This is a genomic window from Neobacillus terrae (genome assembly GCF_011393025.1).
Lineage (GTDB): Bacteria > Bacillota > Bacilli > Bacillales > Cytobacillaceae > Neobacillus_A > Neobacillus_A terrae.
In genome coordinates, this window is record NZ_JAAOEO010000003.1 from 227,729 (window position 1) to 247,962 (window position 20,234).

Annotated in this window: 15 protein-coding genes; 4 read left to right on the forward strand and 11 right to left on the reverse strand. The window is 42.1% G+C overall.

Annotated elements, in window-relative coordinates; translation table 11 throughout:
* Nucleotides 1–351: 351 nt before the first annotated feature.
* Nucleotides 352–1,209: a class II fructose-bisphosphate aldolase gene (locus G8761_RS05725; RefSeq protein WP_166024544.1), complete on the reverse strand. Its 858-nt coding sequence runs from the start codon at nt 1,207–1,209 to the stop codon at nt 352–354.
* 234 nt (nt 1,210–1,443) lie between these two features.
* Nucleotides 1,444–1,821, reverse strand: coding sequence for a response regulator (locus G8761_RS05730; RefSeq protein ID WP_166024547.1), 378 nt, complete (start codon nt 1,819–1,821; stop codon nt 1,444–1,446).
* Between the two features lie 269 nt (nt 1,822–2,090).
* Here G8761_RS05730 and G8761_RS05735 point away from each other — a divergent pair, with 269 nt between their 5' ends.
* A complete protein-coding gene (locus G8761_RS05735; RefSeq protein WP_166024549.1) occupies nt 2,091–2,612 on the forward strand; it encodes a DUF2529 domain-containing protein in 522 nt (173 codons plus the stop codon).
* A 441-nt stretch (nt 2,613–3,053) separates the two neighbouring features.
* On the opposite strand, the gene G8761_RS05740 is transcribed toward G8761_RS05735, so the two are convergent.
* The 9 genes from G8761_RS05740 to G8761_RS05780 form a co-directional block, all read right to left on the reverse strand.
* A complete protein-coding gene (locus G8761_RS05740; RefSeq protein ID WP_166024552.1) occupies nt 3,054–4,649 on the reverse strand; it encodes a CTP synthase in 1,596 nt (531 codons plus the stop codon).
* A gap of 286 nt (nt 4,650–4,935) precedes the next feature.
* Complete coding sequence (gene rpoE / locus G8761_RS05745; protein WP_166024554.1) at nt 4,936–5,526, reverse strand: DNA-directed RNA polymerase subunit delta; 591 nt, start codon at nt 5,524–5,526, stop codon at nt 4,936–4,938.
* 490 nt (nt 5,527–6,016) lie between these two features.
* The gene (gene icmF / locus G8761_RS05750; RefSeq protein ID WP_166024556.1) at nt 6,017–9,283 is read right to left on the reverse strand and encodes a fused isobutyryl-CoA mutase/GTPase IcmF; all 3,267 of its coding nucleotides are present in this window, start codon (nt 9,281–9,283) and stop codon (nt 6,017–6,019) included.
* A gap of 47 nt (nt 9,284–9,330) precedes the next feature.
* Entirely contained in the window at nt 9,331–9,951 is a 621-nt protein-coding gene (locus tag G8761_RS05755) for a TetR/AcrR family transcriptional regulator (protein WP_166024558.1), read from the reverse strand.
* Nucleotides 9,952–10,039: 88 nt separating this feature from the next.
* Complete coding sequence (locus G8761_RS05760) at nt 10,040–11,179, reverse strand: acyl-CoA dehydrogenase family protein (RefSeq protein WP_166024560.1); 1,140 nt, start codon at nt 11,177–11,179, stop codon at nt 10,040–10,042.
* Between the two features lie 196 nt (nt 11,180–11,375).
* Nucleotides 11,376–12,506: an acyl-CoA dehydrogenase gene (locus tag G8761_RS05765; RefSeq protein ID WP_166024562.1), complete on the reverse strand. Its 1,131-nt coding sequence runs from the start codon at nt 12,504–12,506 to the stop codon at nt 11,376–11,378.
* A gap of 38 nt (nt 12,507–12,544) precedes the next feature.
* Nucleotides 12,545–13,396 carry a 3-hydroxybutyryl-CoA dehydrogenase gene (locus G8761_RS05770; protein WP_166024564.1) on the reverse strand — a complete coding sequence of 284 codons (852 nt, stop codon included), beginning with the start codon at nt 13,394–13,396 and terminating at the stop codon, nt 12,545–12,547.
* A gap of 70 nt (nt 13,397–13,466) precedes the next feature.
* The gene (locus G8761_RS05775) at nt 13,467–14,654 is read right to left on the reverse strand and encodes an acetyl-CoA C-acetyltransferase (protein WP_166024565.1); all 1,188 of its coding nucleotides are present in this window, start codon (nt 14,652–14,654) and stop codon (nt 13,467–13,469) included.
* 314 nt (nt 14,655–14,968) lie between these two features.
* A complete protein-coding gene (locus tag G8761_RS05780; RefSeq protein WP_166024567.1) occupies nt 14,969–17,080 on the reverse strand; it encodes a (Fe-S)-binding protein in 2,112 nt (703 codons plus the stop codon).
* A gap of 297 nt (nt 17,081–17,377) precedes the next feature.
* On the opposite strand from G8761_RS05780, the gene cls reads away from it, so the two are divergent.
* Genes cls through G8761_RS05795 form a run of 3 tightly spaced genes read left to right on the forward strand, consistent with a single transcriptional unit; the run spans nt 17,378 to nt 20,072 of the window.
* On the forward strand, nt 17,378–18,580 hold the full coding sequence (gene cls / locus G8761_RS05785; RefSeq protein ID WP_166024569.1) for a cardiolipin synthase: 1,203 nt from the start codon (nt 17,378–17,380) through the stop codon (nt 18,578–18,580).
* A 27-nt stretch (nt 18,581–18,607) separates the two neighbouring features.
* The gene (gene uvsE / locus G8761_RS05790) at nt 18,608–19,564 is read left to right on the forward strand and encodes a UV DNA damage repair endonuclease UvsE (RefSeq protein ID WP_166024571.1); all 957 of its coding nucleotides are present in this window, start codon (nt 18,608–18,610) and stop codon (nt 19,562–19,564) included.
* A 19-nt stretch (nt 19,565–19,583) separates the two neighbouring features.
* Entirely contained in the window at nt 19,584–20,072 is a 489-nt protein-coding gene (locus G8761_RS05795; protein WP_166024573.1) for a TspO/MBR family protein, read from the forward strand.
* Nucleotides 20,073–20,234: the final 162 nt, after the last annotated feature.

Below are 20,234 nucleotides of genomic sequence, written 5' to 3' on the forward strand. Positions count from 1 at the left end.
ATTCATGTATCTTTTAAAGAAAAACTTTATTATTCTTTTCATTTTTGAATCCAAGGACCTATTTTAAAAAAATATTAAGAATTCAAGCTGGAATTCCAGTCTTTTAGGAATGCGGCAATTCCTTTGTCAGTCAAAGGATAATTACACAATCCCATTCTTACTAGTCGCAACAAGCTTGCCTCTTAAGGCAGCCAGTAACATGAAGGGGATGGCGAATGGATGCAGCATTTTTAGCGAAATTTTCTTACTTTTAATAAAGAAGTGAAACCGCCACTTAATAAAGGGGCGGTTTCAAGTAAAAGTATATTGCATAACACCCATGAACTATCTATATTCATGTTTTGGCGTTTCTTAAGCTCTTCCGGCAGAACCAAACTCACGCATTTTACCGGTAACTGTTTCTTTAATTGCATCACGAGCTGGGCCCAAATATTTACGTGGATCGTATTCGTTTGGTTTAGCTGCTAAAACTTCGCGAACGGCTTTAGCGGAAGCAATTTGGTTTTCAGTATTAACGTTGATTTTAGCAGTTCCAAGAGAAACGGACTTTTGGATATCCTTTGTTGGGATGCCAGTACCACCGTGTAATACTAGAGGAAGACCAGTGATATTTCCGATTTCCTCCATCTCTTTGAATCCAAGATTTGGTTCACCTTTGTAAGGTCCGTGTACAGAACCAAGTGCTGGAGCAAGGCAATCGATGCCAGTACGTTTAACAAGCTCTTCACATTCTTTTGGATCAGCATAGATAACGCCGTCAGCTACAACATCATCTTCCTGTCCGCCGACAGTTCCAAGCTCAGCTTCAACAGATACACCTTTTGAATGAGCATACTCAACTACTTTAGAAGTAATTTCAATGTTTTCTTCAAATGGGTGGTGGGAAGCATCGATCATAACAGATGTAAAACCTGCATCAATAGCTTCTTTACACTTTTCAAAGCTTGAACCGTGGTCAAGGTGAATGGCAACAGGAACAGTTACTTTATAATCTTCCATTAAACCTTCAACCATTTTAACAACAGTTTTAAAGCCGCCCATGTAACGTCCTGCACCTTCAGAAACTCCAAGAATTACTGGAGAGTTTTCTGCCTGTGCAGCTTGTAGGATTGCCTGAGTAAACTCAAGGTTATTTAAATTGAATTGTCCGACAGCATAGCCTTCTGCTTTGGCTTTTTGAAGCATTTCGGTCATAGAAACTAAAGGCATTTTTATTCCTCCTTAATATAGGTCGACATCTTTTTAGGAACAGAGATTCCAAGTAAAGGATTTCCTATTACCTGAATATTTATGTAAATTTCCAAAAAGTTGGACGGCCTCTGCAAGTTCATTAGTATCATATCAAAAAGACTAAGGAATTGCCATTAATCAGGTGGAGTTTTATAAAGTGTCATAATGAAAGCGCACACACTTATTTTAATACCCAGTTTCCTGCCGAAGAAACTATTTTGTATCAGATTTAGCAGCCAAATTATTTCTTACAGCGGCCCGAATATCATCAATATCAAACGGCTTTGCAAAATGCGTAATGGCACCTAAATCCTTTGCTTCCTGAATCATGTCCAGTTCTCCATAGGCCGTCATAATGATTACTCGGATATCAGGATCAATTACCTTCATCCTTTTTAAAATCTCAATGCCGTCCATTCCGGGAATTTTCATATCGAGCAAGACTAGATCTGGTGCGTGTTTTTTTACGATATCAAGTGCTTGCAGACCATTTGCAGCCTGAAAGGTTTTGTAGCCTTCTTTTTGAAACACTTCATTCAGTAAAATTCTGATTCCAAACTGGTCATCAACGATCAAAACTTTTTCGCTCATACTTCAGCCTCTCCCCGTATCATTTTCCCCATTTTTTTACTTTCTTTTCTATCCACTAGATAGATTCTATTTCCTACGCTGAAACTCCTGCCACTTTTCGACTTTTTCTTAGTCGAATAATATAATAGGAAATGCGCAAGTGTCTTGCCCCTAGACACTGTAGCTAGACAAAGAAAGTGAAGGCGCCGGATTGGGATGGACACAAGAGAGGGGCGCCGCAACTGGACAATAAGAAAACTGTAAGTTTAGTAATAAGTTGGAGGTACACCATGTTAAAAATGTTTTCTACCCAATTGACAGGTTTATTTAAAAGAATCCAGGAGAAAGAAGAATTCTCCTTTGAAGATGGCGGGAGACTTCTTGCCCAGGCTCCAGCAGGAGACGGAGTTATTTATATTTTTGGAAGCAAGGAAATGCAGGCAGTAACATATGAGGCTCTTGAAGGTTCAGAGAAGCTTGAATTTTTCCAAAGGTACAGAGATGGAATACTGGAGCCTGAAGACCGGGTTTTAATTTTTTCAAGATTTTCAAATGATGAGGATGCTGTAAATCTTGGACTTGATTTGAAGGAAAAAGGAATCTCCTTTGTTGCAGTCTCAACAGCTGTAAGTGAACCTGACAGTTCAGATTTAAATGAAACGGCCGATGTCCATATTGATTTAGGCCTAAAGAAAGGACTTTTGCCTGATGAAGAAGGCAACCGATTTGGCTTTCCTTCCTCTATGGCTGCTCTATTTGCCTTTTATGGCCTTAAATTTACTATTGAAGAAATATTGGCGGAGTATGAATAAGATTACATTTACGGTGCCCTTTTGGCCGTTTCCCCAGTTTTGCTTATGCGTCCAAGATTTATGGAGATAAATTCTGGTTAGCCAAAGAAAGACCGGCCTCTTTATGAGGTACCGGTCTTTTTTAACCTGATAATTACAAAGTTTAACTTTTGACTTTTAAAACTGTCTAGCTTCAGCACCCAGCGAGTTTTCAACCTTGAAAAGCTGCTTTGAATATCTTGCATCAAGTATGACCGTCGGTGATACTTGATGCAGCTAGTGTCCATACCGCTTCTCCCTAAGATAAGTCAAAATCTAACTCAAGTGCTCCTGCGCCACAGCTTTTTCAAAGAAGCTTATGTTCAGCTCGTCGCAAAGCTGCATGCCGTCTATCCAGAGAAGCCGTTACAGGAAGTTTACTCAGGTAGTCGCTTCGCTGAAGGGGCGCTTGCGCTTTTCTTATTATTTATTAAGTGCAGCTCCGACAAATTCACGGAAAAGCGGCTGCGGACGAGTTGGACGAGAAAGAAATTCCGGATGGAATTGGGAAGCAACAAACCAAGGGTGGTCTTTTATCTCAATAATCTCGATTAATCGGCCATCAGGGCTTGTCCCGGAGAATACAAATCCTTCATCTTCCATTGCCTGGCGGTAATGGTTATTGAATTCATAACGATGACGATGGCGCTCATATACAACCTCATCGGCATATGCTTCAAATGCTTTCGTTCCTTCCTGCACCTTACAAGGATATAAGCCTAAGCGAAGCGTACCACCTAAATCTTCAATATCCTTTTGTTCAGGAAGAAGGTCAATGATCGGATGCTGAGTCTCTGGGTTAATTTCTGCAGAGTTTGCATCTTTAAATCCAAGCACATTACGTGCAAATTCGACAGTCGCCAGCTGCATGCCAAGGCAAATGCCTAGGAACGGCTTTTTAGTTTCACGTGCGTAACGGATAGCTTCAATCTTACCTTCAATACCACGGTCACCAAATCCGCCAGGTACAAGAATACCATCGGAGTCGCCTAAAAGTTCATTTACATTTTCGGCTGTAACATCATTGGCATTTACCCAATTAATTTCAACATCGGCATCATAGGCATAGCCTGCATGGCGAAGAGCTTCAACAACAGATAAATAAGCGTCCTGGAGTTCTACATATTTTCCTACAAGTGATATCTTTGTTTTGTTTGATAGATTGCGAACCTTCTCCAATAATGCAGTCCAGTCAGACATGTCCGCTTCTTTTGTAACCAATTTAAGGTGGTCACAAACGATTTGGTCCATGTTTTGTTCCTGAAGTGCTAATGGAACAGCATAAAGAGTGTCGGCATCCTCTGCTTCAATTACCGCTTTTGTGTCAATATCACAGAAAAGGGCAATTTTATCCTTCATATCTTGCGTCATCGGCATTTCTGTTCTGACCACAATGATATTTGGCTGAATACCAAGGCTGCGGAGTTCTTTTACACTGTGCTGAGTTGGCTTTGTTTTCATTTCACCTGCTACTTTGAGGTATGGTATCAAAGTACAGTGGATGTACATGACATTGTCACGGCCAATATCGCTTTTGATTTGGCGAATTGCTTCTAGGAATGGCAATGATTCAATATCCCCAACTGTTCCGCCAATTTCCGTGATAACAACATCCGCATTTGTTTCGCTGCCTGCACGGAAAACCCGTTCTTTAATCTCATTTGTGATATGCGGAATAACCTGTACGGTTCCTCCAAGGTAATCGCCACGGCGCTCTTTTCTAAGAACAGTAGAGTAAATTTTACCAGTAGTTACATTACTGTTTTTTGTCAAATTAATATCGATAAAACGCTCATAGTGTCCCAAGTCTAGGTCAGTCTCAGCTCCGTCTCCTGTGACGTAAACTTCACCGTGCTGGTAAGGGCTCATCGTTCCCGGGTCTACGTTAATATACGGGTCAAACTTTTGGATAAAAACGGTCAGGCCCCTGTTCTTCAATAATCGGCCAAGTGAAGCAGCAGTAATACCTTTTCCAAGCGAAGAAACAACGCCGCCTGTCACAAAAATATACTTTGTCATGAATTGAATTCCCCCTTAAATACAGTTTGTACATCTCGTAAATGTTTTAAAAAAATATTTTCCTGCGGATTCTGCCGCATAGCATCAGAAATTGGGGTGATGAAATGATACAGTTGTCCATATCAACGGATTTAATTTGGACACTTCAAAAACATTCCGGTTCCAAAATAAAAAAGCACTCCGCTTACTAAATGTAAGGGAGCGCTTATTAGCTAAAAATTAAATCGTCCTTTTTTAAGGAGCCCAAAAACGATTCTACAAGCCGTTCAATAAAAAGTCAAGACAATTACCGATCTTCCTCTTTATCGAGGACATCTTCTTCGTCTTCATCATCCTCATCATCGAGTGCATACTCATCGTCATCCTCAATAATGTCTGCATCAATGTCTTCATCAACAGCTTCGACTTCATCGACTTCATCAATGTCCTCAAATAGGTCGTCATCTTCTTCATCGTCATCATCGATAACATCATCTTCGTCGTCAGCAAAATCATCGAGGTCATCGTATTCCAAATCTTCCTCTAGATCTTCAAAATCTTCGATGTCATCCTCGTCGACAACCTTCTTAGCCTTTTTCTTCTTGGGCTTGGAAGCCGGAACCATTTCTTCCTCAAATTGTTCAACCGGATACCACGTACGAAGTCCCCAGCGGTTATCGCCAAGTGCCAGAAAACGGCCATCTATATTTAAGTCAGTATAAATTTGTGCAATTTTTGATCGGACTTCCTGATTTGTCAGTCCACAAGCTTGTTTAATTTCTTCAATCATCTCATTAAAGGGAATTGGCTGTTTTCCATCTTTTAAAAGCTGGAAAACCATCTCCACAAATGATAGTTCCTGCAGCTGCTCTTTTGAGTATAGTTGTTTCAGACTCAACTTGGGCACTTCCTTTCTATTTGCCACTATTAAATATATAAATTACGGTCACTTAGGAAGGATTCTCCTAAAGGCATATTCTTCATTATAAACAAATTCCTGCCGTTTATGCTAGTTCTATCTGGTGTTTTACTAGATTTTTTCAAATATTGCCCGCTGTTTATTTTTTATTTTTATATTTTTTAACCTCTTTATAGGTAATCACAGCAAAGAAAATAGCAAGGAGCAAAAAAGAAACCGCGCCCAACTGCAGCTGGTAAAGATAATAAAGAGGCCAGGCAAAAATTAATAGTAACAAGATTATAAAAAATATATTCATTCGTTTGCACCCTGTCTGACACTGAGTTTATGTATAAGTCCATACTATGACTATCCAGGGAAAAAATCCACTTCTTAAGTATTTTCTCAGCAAAAATTAATAAAAGGCAGCGGGCAAAGAAGACTTTACCCACGGCCTTTAAAATATTTTTACGTCTTGCTTCCGACTTTCTTACATATTCCGGCGGTACTGTCCTCCGACTTCATATAAAGCTTGTGTAATTTGTCCAAGGCTTGCGACCTTAACCGTTTCCATGAGTTCTGCAAAGATATTGCCCCCATTTACCGCGGTTTCTTTTAAACGGGCAAGCGCCTGTTTTGCATTGTCTTTATTTTTGTTCTGGAACTCCCTTAAATTTGAAATTTGCATTTCTTTTTCTTCCTTTGTAGCACGGGCAAGTTCCATATTATTCATTTCCTCTTCAGAAGGAGGATTAGGATTTAGGTAAGTGTTAACTCCAATGATCGGCAGCTCTCCGGTATGCTTTTTCATTTCATAGTACATGGATTCATCCTGGATTTTTCCACGCTGATATTGGGTTTCCATTGCTCCCAATACCCCTCCTCTATCGTTTAGGCGTTCAAATTCCTGAAGAACAGCCTCTTCAACTAAGTCTGTCAGTTCTTCAATAATGAATGCCCCCTGGAGAGGATTTTCATTTTTGGTTAAGCCATGCTCTTTTGTAATAATCATTTGAATGGCCATAGCTCTGCGTACAGATTCTTCTGTTGGAGTTGTAATAGCCTCATCATAGGCATTTGTGTGCAAAGAATTGCAATTGTCATGCAGCGCCATTAATGCCTGCAATGTTGTCCGGATATCGTTAAAATCAATTTCCTGGGCATGCAGTGAGCGGCCCGATGTTTGAATATGATACTTTAACTTTTGGCTTCTTTCATTTGCTCCGTATTTGTCCCTCATTACAGTTGCCCAGATTCGTCGGGCAACACGGCCGATAACGGTATATTCAGGATCAAGGCCATTTGAGAAAAAGAAGGATAGATTCGGTGCAAAGTCATCAATATTCATACCGCGGCTCAAATAATATTCTACATACGTAAAGCCGTTCGAGAGTGTAAAGGCCAGCTGCGAAATTGGATTAGCACCTGCTTCTGCAATATGGTAGCCAGAAATAGAAACGGAGTAATAGTTTCGAACCTGATGGTCAATAAAGTATTGCTGAATATCCCCCATCATTCTTAAAGCAAACTCTGTTGAGAAGATACAGGTGTTTTGGCCCTGGTCTTCTTTAAGAATATCAGCCTGAACAGTACCACGTACGGTTTTGAGCGTATAGTCCCTAACCTCTGCATACTCTGCTTCCGTCAGTTTCCGGCCAAGCTTATTTTCTTCTATGGCAGCCTGCTGCTCAACTGCTGTATTCATAAACATAGCAAGAATAATTGGAGCCGGACCGTTTATCGTCATCGAAACTGAAGTTGATGGATGGCATAAATCAAAGCCATCATAGAGCTTTTTCATATCTTCAAGGGAGCAGACGCTTACCCCGCTCTCTCCTACTTTTCCGTAGATATCTGGACGATAGTCCGGATCCTCTCCGTAAAGCGTTACGGAGTCAAACGCTGTACTCAGACGTTTAGCCGGATCATCCTTGGATAAATAATGGAAACGGCGGTTTGTTCTCTCTGGTGTTCCTTCACCTGCAAATTGGCGTTTTGGATCCTCACCTTCTCGCTTGAACGGGAACACTCCTGCTGTATAAGGGAAGTATCCAGGAACGTTTTCGCGATATACCCAGCGCAAAATTTCACCATAATCCTTGTATTTAGGAAGTGCGATCTTTGGAATATCCAGGCCAGATAGGCTTTTTGATTTTAAGGCTGTGATAATTTCCTTATCTCGAATTCTTGTTACAAATTGGTCCTGAGAATAAGCCAATTTAGTTTTCTCCCAGCTTTCAAGTACCTTTTTGGATTCTGGAGTCAATTGAGCTTCAGTTTCCTGTTTTATTTTTTCAAGTGATGACAGAATTTCTTCTCCGCCATCTCGCTCCTTTACAGCCTGGAGAGCACCTTCCACCTGGAAAAGCCTACGGGCAATACTTGCCTGCTCTTCAGCTTTCTGATGGTAGCGGCGGACCGTTTCTGAAATCTCACGTAAATAGTAGCGACGGTCATTAGGGATGATGACATTTTGTTTTTCAACAATGGCTTTTTTATTAAAGGATGTCGTCCATACTGTTCCCGCTTTTTCATTGATAGTTTCAATCAACGCTGCAAACAGAGCATTTGTCCCAGGATCGTTAAATTGGCTTGCTATTGTTCCATACACAGGCATTTGATCCATTTCTTTTTCAAAAAGCATATGGCTGCGCTGGCATTGCTTTTGAACCTGACGCTTGGCATCCTCTGAACCTTTACGCTCAAATTTATTGATAACAATCAGATCTGCAAAGTCAATCATATCTATTTTTTCAAGCTGTGATGGTGCACCAAACTCACTTGTCATGACATAAAGGGCAACATCACAAATTTCTGTAATTTCTGCGTCCCCCTGGCCAATTCCACTTGTTTCCACAATGACCAGATCAAAGCCAGCTGCCTTAACAACAGAAACTGCATCCTTTATAGCCAGAGACAATTCATTTTTAGAGCCCCTTGTTGCAAGGCTTCGCATATAAACACGCGGATTGAAGATTGAATTCATGCGGATTCTGTCCCCTAAAAGAGCACCGCCTGTTTTTTGTTTTGTAGGGTCAACTGATAAAATAGCTACTTTCTTTTCCGGCAGCTCATTGATAAAGCGGCGGATCAGTTCATCTGTTAATGAGCTCTTCCCTGCTCCTCCTGTACCGGTAATTCCCACGACTGGAACGGAATGAACAAGTGTTTTTACTTTTTCAATTACCTCTTCAGCTGTTGCTGCCATTTCTTTTTCAAGGTCAGCCTGAATCTCAGCAATTGTTATTAGCCTGGCGACAGTATTTACATCCCCCGACTGAAGCTTCTCCCATTGCTCCGCATCCCGAGGTGGAGATGGTGAATAATCACATTCCTCAAGCATGAGATTAATCATTCCTTGCAGGCCTTTAGTACGACCGTCTTCAGGAGAAAAGATTTTTGCGATTCCGTAGTCATGCAGCTCTTTAATCTCCTTTGGAATAATAACTCCGCCTCCGCCGCCATAAATACGGATATGTTCAGCGCCCTTTTCCTTTAAAAGATCGTACATGTATTTAAAATATTCAACATGCCCGCCCTGGTAAGAGGAAATGGCAATCCCCTGGACATCCTCCTGAACAGCGGCATTCACAACCTCTTCGACAGAACGATTGTGTCCGAGGTGAATGACTTCCGCCCCGCTTGATTGAAGAATTCTTCTCATTATATTAATCGAAGCATCGTGACCGTCAAATAAGCTTGAAGCTGTAACAAACCGAACATGATTCTTCGGTTTATAAATCTCCACTGTAGTCAAATTTTCTCCCCCTTGCGATTTTTATTTACCCCTTTGTTCTCCCAGAGCTACTTTTGAAGTCCATTACAAAGAAGCTCTGTTTGCAATTCGATATATTCTTCAAGTGAGTATACTTTTTGTAGTGCCCAGCGGCGGAATCCCCACATTTGCCCCTGAACAATAATATTATGGGCAATCATTTTTACCTGCTTTTCAGATAAAATTAACTCCCCGTTTTGAACACACCGGGAAAGCAGATTTTCAAACATTGCTACCATTTCAATTTCCTTTCTCAGTACATAAGGAAGCGTGTCCTTTCTGAGCGACTTTGCTTCCTGGTACATGACAAGGACCTCATCCTGCATTTCATCGACAATCTTAAAATAATAAGCAATTCCAAGCTTCAGGCTTTCGATGGTTCCCCGGTTATGGTCCAGGTCCTTCTGAAGCCTGTCGCGAACCTGGTCATAAATGCTATCACAGACAAGATATAAAACATCTTCCTTGGTTCTGATATATTCATAGAGGGTGCCGATGCTGAACCCTGATGCCTTAGCAATTTCTCTCGTGGTTGTCCGGTGGAATCCCTTTTGTTTAAAAAGAGTAACCGCCCCTTTTATCATTTGGTTACGCCTCTTGATTACCAAGCGCTCATCCTTTACGGAAGCCTGGACTTCCCTTTTTTTCATAATAGTTTTCTCCACCACCATCACTCGCCGCTTTTGCAGCCTTTTTATCCGAGGCAAGATCCTGCAGCTGTCTGCTCATAATCGTTGATTATTTTGTCAGCATTCTTGAAATGACAAGGCGCTGAATTTCCTGTGTTCCTTCATAGATTTGAGTAATTTTCGCATCACGCATAAAGCGTTCCACTGGATAATCTTTTGTATATCCGTATCCGCCGAAAACCTGAACTGCTTCCGTGGTTACCTTCATTGCGGTATCCCCGGCCATTAATTTCGCCATCGCAGACGCCTTTCCATATGAAAGACCTTCAGTTTCAAGCCATGCAGCCTGATAGGTTAACAGTCTTGAAGCTTCTACAGCGGTTGCCATATCGGCCAATTTAAAGCCGATGCCCTGCTGAGCCGCAATCGGCTTTCCGAATTGGACACGTTCCTTTGCATAATCAACTGCCGCATCAAGCGCACCCTGTGCAATTCCTACAGCCTGGGCAGCAATGCCATTACGGCCGCCATCAAGAGTCATCATAGCGATTTTGAAGCCTTCACCTTCTTGACCAAGTACATTTTCCTTTGGCACCCGGCAGTCTTCAAAAATAATTTCGGTTGTTGGCGATGAGCGAATGCCCAGTTTCTTTTCCTTTTTGCCGACAGAAAAGCCTGCGAAGTCTGCTTCAACAATAAATGCTGTAGTACCCTTTTGTTTGCTTGAAGGATCTGTTAAAGCAAAAACAACATAAATATCGGCTACTCCGCCGTTTGTAATGAAAATTTTCGAGCCATTCAATACATAATGATCCCCGTCAAGGCGGGCAGTTGTCCGCATTCCGCCAGCATCCGATCCGCTGCCTGGCTCAGTAAGGCCATAAGCTCCGATTTTTTTACCTTCTGCCATCGGACGAAGGTATTTTTGTTTTTGCTCCTCAGAACCAAATTTAAAAATCGGCCATCCAGCTAGAGAGGTATGGGCAGATAAGGTAACACCCGTAGAAGCACAAACTCTTGAAAGCTCTTCTACAGCAATGCAATATGCAAGATAATCGCTTCCGATGCCGCCGTATTCCTCAGGCCAAGGAATACCTGTCAGACCAAGCTCAGCCATTTTATCGAAGATTTCACGGTCAAACCGCTCTTCTTCATCTCTTTCAGCTGCTGTTGGAGCCACTTCGTTTTTCGCAAAATCGCGTACCATTTTCCGGATCATTTCATGCTCTTCTGATAATGTAAATTTCACGTTTGTTTCCCCCTACATTTTTTGAAATAGAATAGTTTGCCTATCAGGTTGGTTTGACTGCTTCTTTTACTACTAAAAGCGATTTAGGGGTACTATGTGCCGCTTTAGCTACCCCATTTGCCTTTTCCAATTTATTTTGGGGCACAATACTGCCTCTTTTGTTACCCGTTAGCTTATCCTGCATAATCACTAAAACTTACAGATGCTTACTAATAACGATTCTTTGAATTTCACTTGTACCTTCGTAAATTTCGGTTATTTTAGCGTCTCGGAAGTAGCGTTCTACCGGATAATCTTCCGTAAATCCATATCCGCCAAAAACCTGAATAGCCTCAGTAGAAACCTCTACCGCTGTTTTTGATGCAAACAGTTTTGCCATCGATGATTCAAAACCGCATTTCAAGCCGTTTGCCCTTAAATCAGCGGCCCGATAGATTAATAGTTTTGCTGCTTCGACACTAGTGGCCATATCGGCAAGTTTAAAACCTAATCCCTGCTGGGCTGCGATTGGCTTTCCAAATTGATGGCGTTCTTTTGCATAATCCACAGCAGCCTCCAGGGCAGCTTCCGCAATACCCAGCGCTTGGGTGGCTATGCCAATTCTTCCGACCTCTAGATTTGCGAGAGCAATTTTAAAGCCTTCTCCTTCTTTGCCAAGGAGGTTTTCTTCCGGAACCCTCATATCTTCAAAGGTAAGCTGTACCGTTCTTGAACCATGAAGGCCCATTTTCTTTTCGTCTTTCCCAATAACAAATCCTGGTGTGTTTTTATCAACGATAAAGGCGGAAACGCCCTTGCTTCCAGCCTCAGGATTTGTGGATGCAAATACAATATAGACATCCGCTTCTCCGCCATTGGTGATAAACACCTTTGAACCATTAAGGACATATTCATTGCCTTTTTTTACAGCTCTCGTTTTTAAGCTTCCAGCATCTGAACCGGCGCTTTGCTCAGTCAGGCAGAATGCCCCCAGATATTCTCCCGAAGCTAATTTCGGAAGGTATTTATTTTTTTGTTCATCCGTACCAAAGTAAAGGATCGGATAGGTTCCAACTGATGTATGGACAGAAAGGATGACCCCAACTGTGGCACTTACCTTGGACAATTCATGTATCGCAATAATATATGAAATAAAGTCCATTTCAGAGCCGCCATACTTTTCAGGCACGGGAATCCCCATCAGCCCTAGTTCACCCATTTTTTTTATGATTTTTCGGGGAAATTCCCCTTGTTCCATTTTTTCTATGAACGGGGTAATTTCAGACTTGGCAAAGTCCCGAACCATTTTTCTCATCATTTCCTGTTCTTCTGTAAACCGCAGCTCCATATCTCTTCCCCCCTTGAAGTCAGTCCTTCAAGATTCCTTTACTCATATACATAAAAGCCACGGCCTGTTTTTTTGCCAAGCCAGCCTGCTTTTACATATTTCCTTAATAACGGGCAAGGACGATATTTATCATCGCCAAAGCCTTCATGCAGGGTTTCCATAATATAGAGACAGGTATCAAGCCCAATAAAATCAGCAAGTGTAAGCGGCCCCATTGGGTGGTTCATGCCGAGCTTCATTACCTCATCAATCGCTTCCTTCGAAGCAACTCCCTCATAAAGCGTGTAAATTGCTTCATTGATCATTGGCATAAGTACACGATTTGAAACAAATCCAGGGAAATCATTTACTTCAACTGGCACCTTGCTAAGGGTTCTCGTCATATCCTCAATTGTTTGATACACTTGATCTGAAGTAGCCAGCCCGCGAATAATTTCCACAAGCTTCATTACTGGTACAGGATTCATAAAGTGCATTCCAATTACCTTTTCCGGGCGTTTGGTGGCAGCGGCAATTTCAGTTATTGGAAGCGAGGAAGTATTGCTGGCCAGTATGGCATGAGCCGGAGCTATTTCATCCAGCTGGGCAAAGATTTTGGTTTTCACTTCCATGTTTTCCACAGCCGCTTCAATAACCAGGTCCACTCTACCTGCATCTTGGAAATCAGTTGAAGCAGTCAGGCGGTTTAAAATCTCTTTCTTTTGATCTTCCGACATCCGGCCTTTTTCCACCTGGCGTGATAAATTTTTATTGATTACACCGAAGCCGCGATCTGTATATTCTGGTTTTAAATCATTTAGCAGGACTTGATAGCCTGCCATTGCACAAACCTGGGCAATACCTGACCCCATTTGCCCGGCGCCTATAACCATTACTTTTTCAACCTTCATTTCTTTCCCTCCGCTTTTGTTTATACTCTGTCCCTGCTTTACATAACGGGCAACTGCCCCTTGGATTTATCTATGTTTTTGGTACTTCAATCAAAATGGCGTCGCCCTGTCCTCCGCCGCTGCAGATGGCCGCAATGCCTATTCCGCCGCCACGCCGCTTTAATTCGTGCATCAAGGTAATAATAATGCGCGCCCCGCTTGCTCCGATTGGATGTCCGAGGGCAACCGCACCGCCGTTTACATTTACCTTTTCAGGGTCAATATTGGCAATTTTTCCGCTTGCCAGCGCTACGGCTGCAAACGCCTCATTAATTTCAAACAAATCGATTTCTTCCAGTTTCCGGCCTGTTTTTTTGAGAAGCTCATTAACAACCAATCCTGGAGTTCTCGGAAAATCCTTTGCCTCCACAGCTACCGCTGCATGTGCGAGAATAACGGCTTCTGCCTTTCTTCCCTCGCGCTCAGCACGCTCTTCACTCATCAAAACTAGTGCCCCTGCTCCGTCGTTTACCCCTGGAGCGTTTCCGGCCGTAATGGTTCCGTCTGAATTAAATACCGGAGCGAGCTTTGCAAGCTTCTCAGCTGAAGTATCCTTACGCGGTGACTCATCATATTCAACCAGTACCGGCTCTCCCTTGCGCTGTGGAACTGAAACAGGAATAATTTCTTCAGCAAATTTTCCGCTCTCAATTGCAGCAATCGCCCGTTCATGGCTGCGGAACGCCCATTTATCCTGCTCTTCACGGGAAAGCTCCATTTCTTTTGCTGTTGAATTCCCATAGGTGCCCATATGAACACCTGTAAAGCTGCAGCTTAAGCCGTCATGGACCATCGAATCCTTTACAGATGAATAGCCCATTCGCAAGCCCCATCTGGCTTTCGGAAGGATATACGGAGCATTGCTCATCGATTCCATGCCGCCAGCCACAATAACCTCTTCATCCCCTGCCCGAATAATCTGATCTGCCAGTGTTACACTGCGCAATCCGGAAGCACAAACCTTGTTAATGGTTTCTGTTTTTACCTCCCAAGGCAGGCCAGCATGCCGTGCTGCCTGACGGGACGGAATCTGTCCTTGCCCTCCCTGAAGCACACATCCAAGAATGACTTCCTGTACTTCATCCGGCTGTATATTTGCACGATTGATTGCTTCCTTAACCGCAAAACCGCCAAGCTCAGAGGCAGTAAAACTGCTTAACCCACCTCCAAACTTTCCAAATGGAGTTCTTACTCCGCTTAAAATAACTGTTCTGCCCATTGCAATCCTCTCCTTATAATCTATTTTTCTATCAGACAAGCACCATTGACTGAACGCTCGCTCGGTAATCCGGCACTGTTTTATGAATTAAATGGAAATGTAAGCGTTTTAATATATCATACAATAAAAATAGCAGGAACCGAAATGCTTTACACAAAATCCCTAAAATTTTATGAATTAGCGCAAACTTCAGTCCCTGCTACTTGTAAACAGGTTTTGTTTTTTGTTACCCTGTTCAACTTTAATGTTGATTCCGCTACCAATGCTCCAATTAACATAGTGTAAAATCAACAATCAGCTTTTGTTACATTTTATTAAGAAACCAACTGTTTTACGTCTCCAAATACAGCTTTCTCCAGCAGTTCAGCCACATCATAGGTGCTAACTTGGTCTTCCACTTCTTTAGCCTTTGTACCATCAGACAGCATGGTCAAACAGTATGGACATCCGGAACTGATCACGGTTGGATTAACTGCCAATGCCTGTTCCGTTCTGGCAACATTGATGCGGTGGCCAGTTTCTTCCTCCATCCACATTAAGCCGCCTCCTGCGCCACAGCACATTCCTGTTTCACGGTTTCTTTCCATTTCAACGAGTTTGACACCCTGTATGGACTTTAGAATTTCCCTTGGCGGATCATACACATCATTGTATCGTCCTAAATAGCAGGAATCATGGAACGTAATTGTTTCATTGACTGCATATGCCGGCTTAAGCTTTCCTTCCTTAACCAGCTTATAAAGGATTTCTGTATGATGATATACCTCAGCAGTTAAGCCGAAGTCTGGATATTCATTTTTGAAAATATTGAAGGCATGCGGATCAATAGTAACGATTTTCTTGACCTCGTTTTTCTCAAACTCTTCAATATTTTTCGTTGCAAGCTCCTGGAACAGGAATTCATTACCCAAACGGCGAGGCGTATCTCCAGAGTTCTTCTCTTTGTTGCCAAGGATAGCGAATTTCACTCCTGCCTCGTTTAGAAGCTTTGCAAAAGAAAGGGCAATTTTTTGGCTGCGGTTATCATATGAACCCATGGAGCCAACCCAGAAAAGATATTCAAACTCTTCGCCAGCTTTATTCATTTCCTTTACAGTTGGAACAGCAACATCATCGCGCAGCTCGCGCCAGTCTTCACGTTCCTTTCTGTTTAAGCCCCATGGATTTCCCTGGCGCTCGATATTGGTCATGGCACGCTGGGCATCCGGGTCCATCTTTCCTTCTGTTAAAACAAGATAACGGCGAAGGTCGATAATTTTATCAACATGCTCGTTCATTACTGGACATTGGTCTTCACAGTTTCGGCAAGTCGTACATGCCCAAAGCTCTTCTTCCGTAATAACATCTCCGATAAGGCTCGGACTGTATTCAACTGCCGCTGCAGCCTCTTCAGCACCTTTTCCGGCACCTGACAAAGCAAGCTGATTTCCTTTTGTATTCGCAAAAGCAAAAGTCGGAACCCATGGCTGTTTAGAGGTTACAGCTGCTCCATAATTAGTTAAATGGTCACGAAGCTTAACGATAATATCCATCGGTGATAGCATTTTTCCTGTTCCGGTAGCCGGGCACATATTCGTACAGCGTCCGCATTCTACGCATGCATAAAAATCAATCATTTGAAGCTGATTGAAATCCTCAATTTTCCCTACACCAAATGATTCCTGAGACTCGTCTTCAAAATCAACTTTTTTCAGCTTTCCAGGCCTGTTGAGGCGGCTGAAATAAACATTAGCCGGGCCTGCAATCAAGTGGGCATGCTTGGATTGAGGGACATAAACAAGGAAAGATAATAAGAAAATCAAATGAAGCCACCATGCTACATAAAAAACACTAGTGGCTGCTGTTTTTCCTATAAAGGAAAGCCCTGATGCAATACCTGATGCAACCGGTTCTGACCAGGAAGCGCTATCTCCATGCCAGATCATACCCATACCATTTCCTAGCAGGACAGACAACATCAGGCCGCCGATAAAAATAAGAACCAATCCGGACTTGAAATTTCTTTTTAAACGGACTAATTTTTCAACATAACGTCTGTAAAACGCCCATATCACCGCAACGAGAATGACAAGAGTGACAATTTCCTGGAAGAATGTAAATGCCGGATACAAAGGGCCAAGAGGAAGATGTGAGCCTGGCTTTAATCCCTTCCAGATAAAATCAATAGCACCAAACTGGACAAGAATAAATCCATAGAAAAACATGACGTGAATCGCACCGCTTTTCTTGTCCTTTAAAAGCTTCTTTTGGCCAAATACATTGACCCAAATCTTCCCCAGCCTTGCTTTGATGTCATTATCAAACTCAGCCTTTCTGCCAAGCTTGATGTACTGGATTCTTGTTTTGACCACATACACAAACAAGCTAATTGCGTAAGCGGTTACAGCAAGAAATGCAATTAAATTAATCCATAAAAGACCATTCATATAAATGCCCCTTCCCTAAAAAAAATTGTGTCTGCCCATCCCGTTTCTTGCTTACCTGCTTGCCAGTTTGTTTCAGAAACCCCGGCCGTGACAGTTAAAAACCTTATAGAGCTCCCCTTAAGTTAAAAATTTTCAGAACATACACTTAACTCCATTATATAATGAATGAGCATTCAGTCAATCTTTTTGATACAACTTTTTAAAAATTACTACTTTAGGCTGTCTGCTCATATCCCGAGAGAAATTAGGAAAAACTAACAGGAAAGTCCCATACTCAATACCCAAGGAGCGGTTTACATGGCAGCCATGCTTATAATAGGAGTCATTTTATTACTAATTGCCTGGCTGATCGCAGACTTTAGGCTGGGCCGAATAAAAAATTTAAACAACTTAGCAAAACAAAAGGAATACCCCATTCTTAAAGGGCGGATGGACCTCTTCCCTCATGGAAAAGAACTGTTCAGGGATTATCTCGGAGAGTTGAAAAATGCAAAAAAGCATATTCATGTGTTATTTTACATTGTGAAAAATGACAACATCAGCATGGAGTTTTTTTCCATTTTAAAAAAGAAAGCCAGTGAGGGGGTTGAGGTTAGGCTGCTTCTCGACCGGTTGGGAAGCTTTATGGTAAAAAAAGAAATGATTAAGGATCTCAGAAAAGCTGGAGTGCAATTTTCCTTTTGCAATAAGCCGTCTCTCCCTTACCTTTTTTATTCCTCGCAGGTTCGAAATCATAAAAAAATAACAGTGATTGATGGCGAAACGGGTTACCTGGGAGGCTTTAATGTCGGGAAAGAATATATAGATGAGGACCCAAAGCTTAGCCCATGGAGGGATTACCATATAAAAATAAGCGGGGAATCAGTGCCGGCACTTCAGGAAGAGTTTTTGCAGGAATGGAAGGAATATGCGGGGATTAACCTTTTATCAAATCTCGAGTACTTCCCAAAAACCTCAGGGGGCGAGATACACCATCAATTTATCCCAACGGAAACAGGCACACTGGAAACACTTTATATCAATAATATTCAAAAAGCAGAAAAAACAATCCTCATAGGAACTCCTTATTTTATACCAAGCCGTAAAGTTTTTAATGAACTTATTCATGCGGCACGGCGAGGTGTTTCGATAACTATATTGGTTCCGCAGAAGACCGACCATATACTTGTCCGAGAAGCATCCTACCGGTATTTTCGCCAGCTTTTAAAACTGGGTGCAAAGATTTTTCAATACAAAAAGGGATTCTACCATGCCAAAACAATTGTTATTGATGATACTTTTTGCGATATCGGTACCGCCAACTTTGACAGAAGAAGCATCTTTTTAAATAAAGAAATCAATTGCATGATATATGATTCCAATTTTATTGAAAGGGTAAAGGAAGTAATCCATCAAGATATTCTTGACTCGAACCCCCTGACTTTGAGTGAACTCAATCGTCCGAATTTTTACAGGTCCTTAAAGGAAAGCCTGGCTGGATCCATTTCTCTTTTTTTATAAAATCAGTGTAACAAGAGGAGGGCTGGCATGATTATCCGTTTTGGTTATGTTTCAACTGCTATTAGTCTTTGGGATGCTTCCCCTTCCAAAACGCTTACCTTTACAAGGTACAAGCAGCTCGATAAAGAAGAACGCATGGACAAATTGCTTTCTGTCACAAAAGTAAATCTCGAAAATACGAGAAGAATGCTTTACTACAATATTGCCCATCAGATAGATGTATATCGAATGTCGAGTTCCATTGTCCCGCTGGCCACGCATCCGGAGGTTCGCTGGGATTTCCTCTCTCCTTTTAAATCGCTTTGGGAGGAAATCGGTTTCCTGGTTAAACGGTACGGACTCCGCGTAAGCTTTCATCCAAACCAATTCACTTTATTTACTTCAGTTAAAGATGAAATTACAAAAAATGCCGTGATCGATATGGAGTACCATTATCAAATGCTTGAAGCGATGGGAGTAGAGAAGCAAAGCGTGATCAACATTCATATTGGCGGGGCATATGGCGATAAGGAAGTATCCATCAAGCGTTTTTATGAAAATTTGAAACAGCTGCCAGTGCATATTAAAGGAATCATGACGCTTGAAAATGATGACAAAACCTACAATATGGAAGAAACCCTGGCAGCCTGCCAGCAGGAGGGCATTCCTTTCGTATTTGATTACCATCATCATATGGCTAATCAAGGCAGCGGGAATTGGGAGTCACTTTTGCCTGATGTCTTCAAAACATGGGAGGATCGTGCATTGGTTCCAAAAATCCATCTCTCCTCCCCTAAGGCGGCAAATACTTTTCGATCACATGCGGACTTTGTGGATTTGGAGTTTGCCCGGCCTCTTCTGCTGAGGCTTAAAGAGCTGAAGCAGGATATGGATATTATGATTGAAGCAAAAGCAAAGGATCAGGCCCTTTTAAAACTCGTCGAAGATGTCAGCAGTATTCGCGGCTTTAAAAGAATAAGAGGTGCAGCAATCGAAGTGAAATAGCTTCTGACAGAGGTGCAGCATGAATCTACTAAAAGTAAATGGAAGCATCCAATGGTGCAGGCTTGCCGCGAACGTGCTAATACCTGTAGCAGGTGGAACGCTTGCCGGGATTTTCGCTACCAGAAATGCAAAAGAGATTTATAAGGACCTTGAACAACCGGCCTTCGCTCCTCCATCCTGGGTCTTTCCGACAGTTTGGACTGGCCTCTATACATTAATGGGAATTGCCAGTTACCGCATTTTATCTAAAAAGGATGCGGAGACGAAGAAGGCTTTGATTCCGTACAGTATCCAGCTAGGGCTGAATTTCCTCTGGTCATTTTTATTTTTCAAATGGGGACTTAGGGGAGCAGCATTTATCGAAATCGCCTTGTTATTTACGATGATTACGCTAACCACCTATCAATTTTACCGGAAGGATCATGCTGCTGGTTTAATGTTTGTGCCTTATTTGGGTTGGGTGGCCTTTGCACTCGGCCTGAACTACTCTATGTGGAAACTAAATTAATATTGACCCTGCCCGGGGATTCTTCCCGGGCATTTTTTAGAGTCTGCCAATCCAATAAATATATGGAAATCGATTCTATTTAATGATTTTGCGGCTTAACCAGTGCACTTTATTTTCTAACGATACCTTTTTGTATTCTATCAAGAGCTCGATACTGCCCCC

Excerpts from the sequence above, each read along its gene's own strand:
- G8761_RS05730 (WP_166024547.1), bottom strand. The coding sequence starts at position 1,821 with ATGAGCGAAAAAGTTTTGATCGTTGATGACCAGTTTGGAATCAGAATT.
- G8761_RS05725 (WP_166024544.1), bottom strand. The coding sequence starts at position 1,209 with ATGCCTTTAGTTTCTATGACCGAAATGCTTCAAAAAGCCAAAGCAGAA.
- cls (WP_166024569.1), top strand. The coding sequence starts at position 17,378 with ATGGCAGCCATGCTTATAATAGGAGTCATTTTATTACTAATTGCCTGG.
- G8761_RS05735 (WP_166024549.1), top strand. The coding sequence starts at position 2,091 with ATGTTAAAAATGTTTTCTACCCAATTGACAGGTTTATTTAAAAGAATC.
- uvsE (WP_166024571.1), top strand. The coding sequence starts at position 18,608 with ATGATTATCCGTTTTGGTTATGTTTCAACTGCTATTAGTCTTTGGGAT.
- G8761_RS05770 (WP_166024564.1), bottom strand. The coding sequence starts at position 13,396 with ATGAAGGTTGAAAAAGTAATGGTTATAGGCGCCGGGCAAATGGGGTCA.
- G8761_RS05765 (WP_166024562.1), bottom strand. The coding sequence starts at position 12,506 with ATGGAGCTGCGGTTTACAGAAGAACAGGAAATGATGAGAAAAATGGTT.
- G8761_RS05755 (WP_166024558.1), bottom strand. The coding sequence starts at position 9,951 with ATGAAAAAAAGGGAAGTCCAGGCTTCCGTAAAGGATGAGCGCTTGGTA.
- G8761_RS05780 (WP_166024567.1), bottom strand. The coding sequence starts at position 17,080 with ATGAATGGTCTTTTATGGATTAATTTAATTGCATTTCTTGCTGTAACC.
- G8761_RS05795 (WP_166024573.1), top strand. The coding sequence starts at position 19,584 with ATGAATCTACTAAAAGTAAATGGAAGCATCCAATGGTGCAGGCTTGCC.
- G8761_RS05740 (WP_166024552.1), bottom strand. The coding sequence starts at position 4,649 with ATGACAAAGTATATTTTTGTGACAGGCGGCGTTGTTTCTTCGCTTGGA.
- G8761_RS05775 (WP_166024565.1), bottom strand. The coding sequence starts at position 14,654 with ATGGGCAGAACAGTTATTTTAAGCGGAGTAAGAACTCCATTTGGAAAG.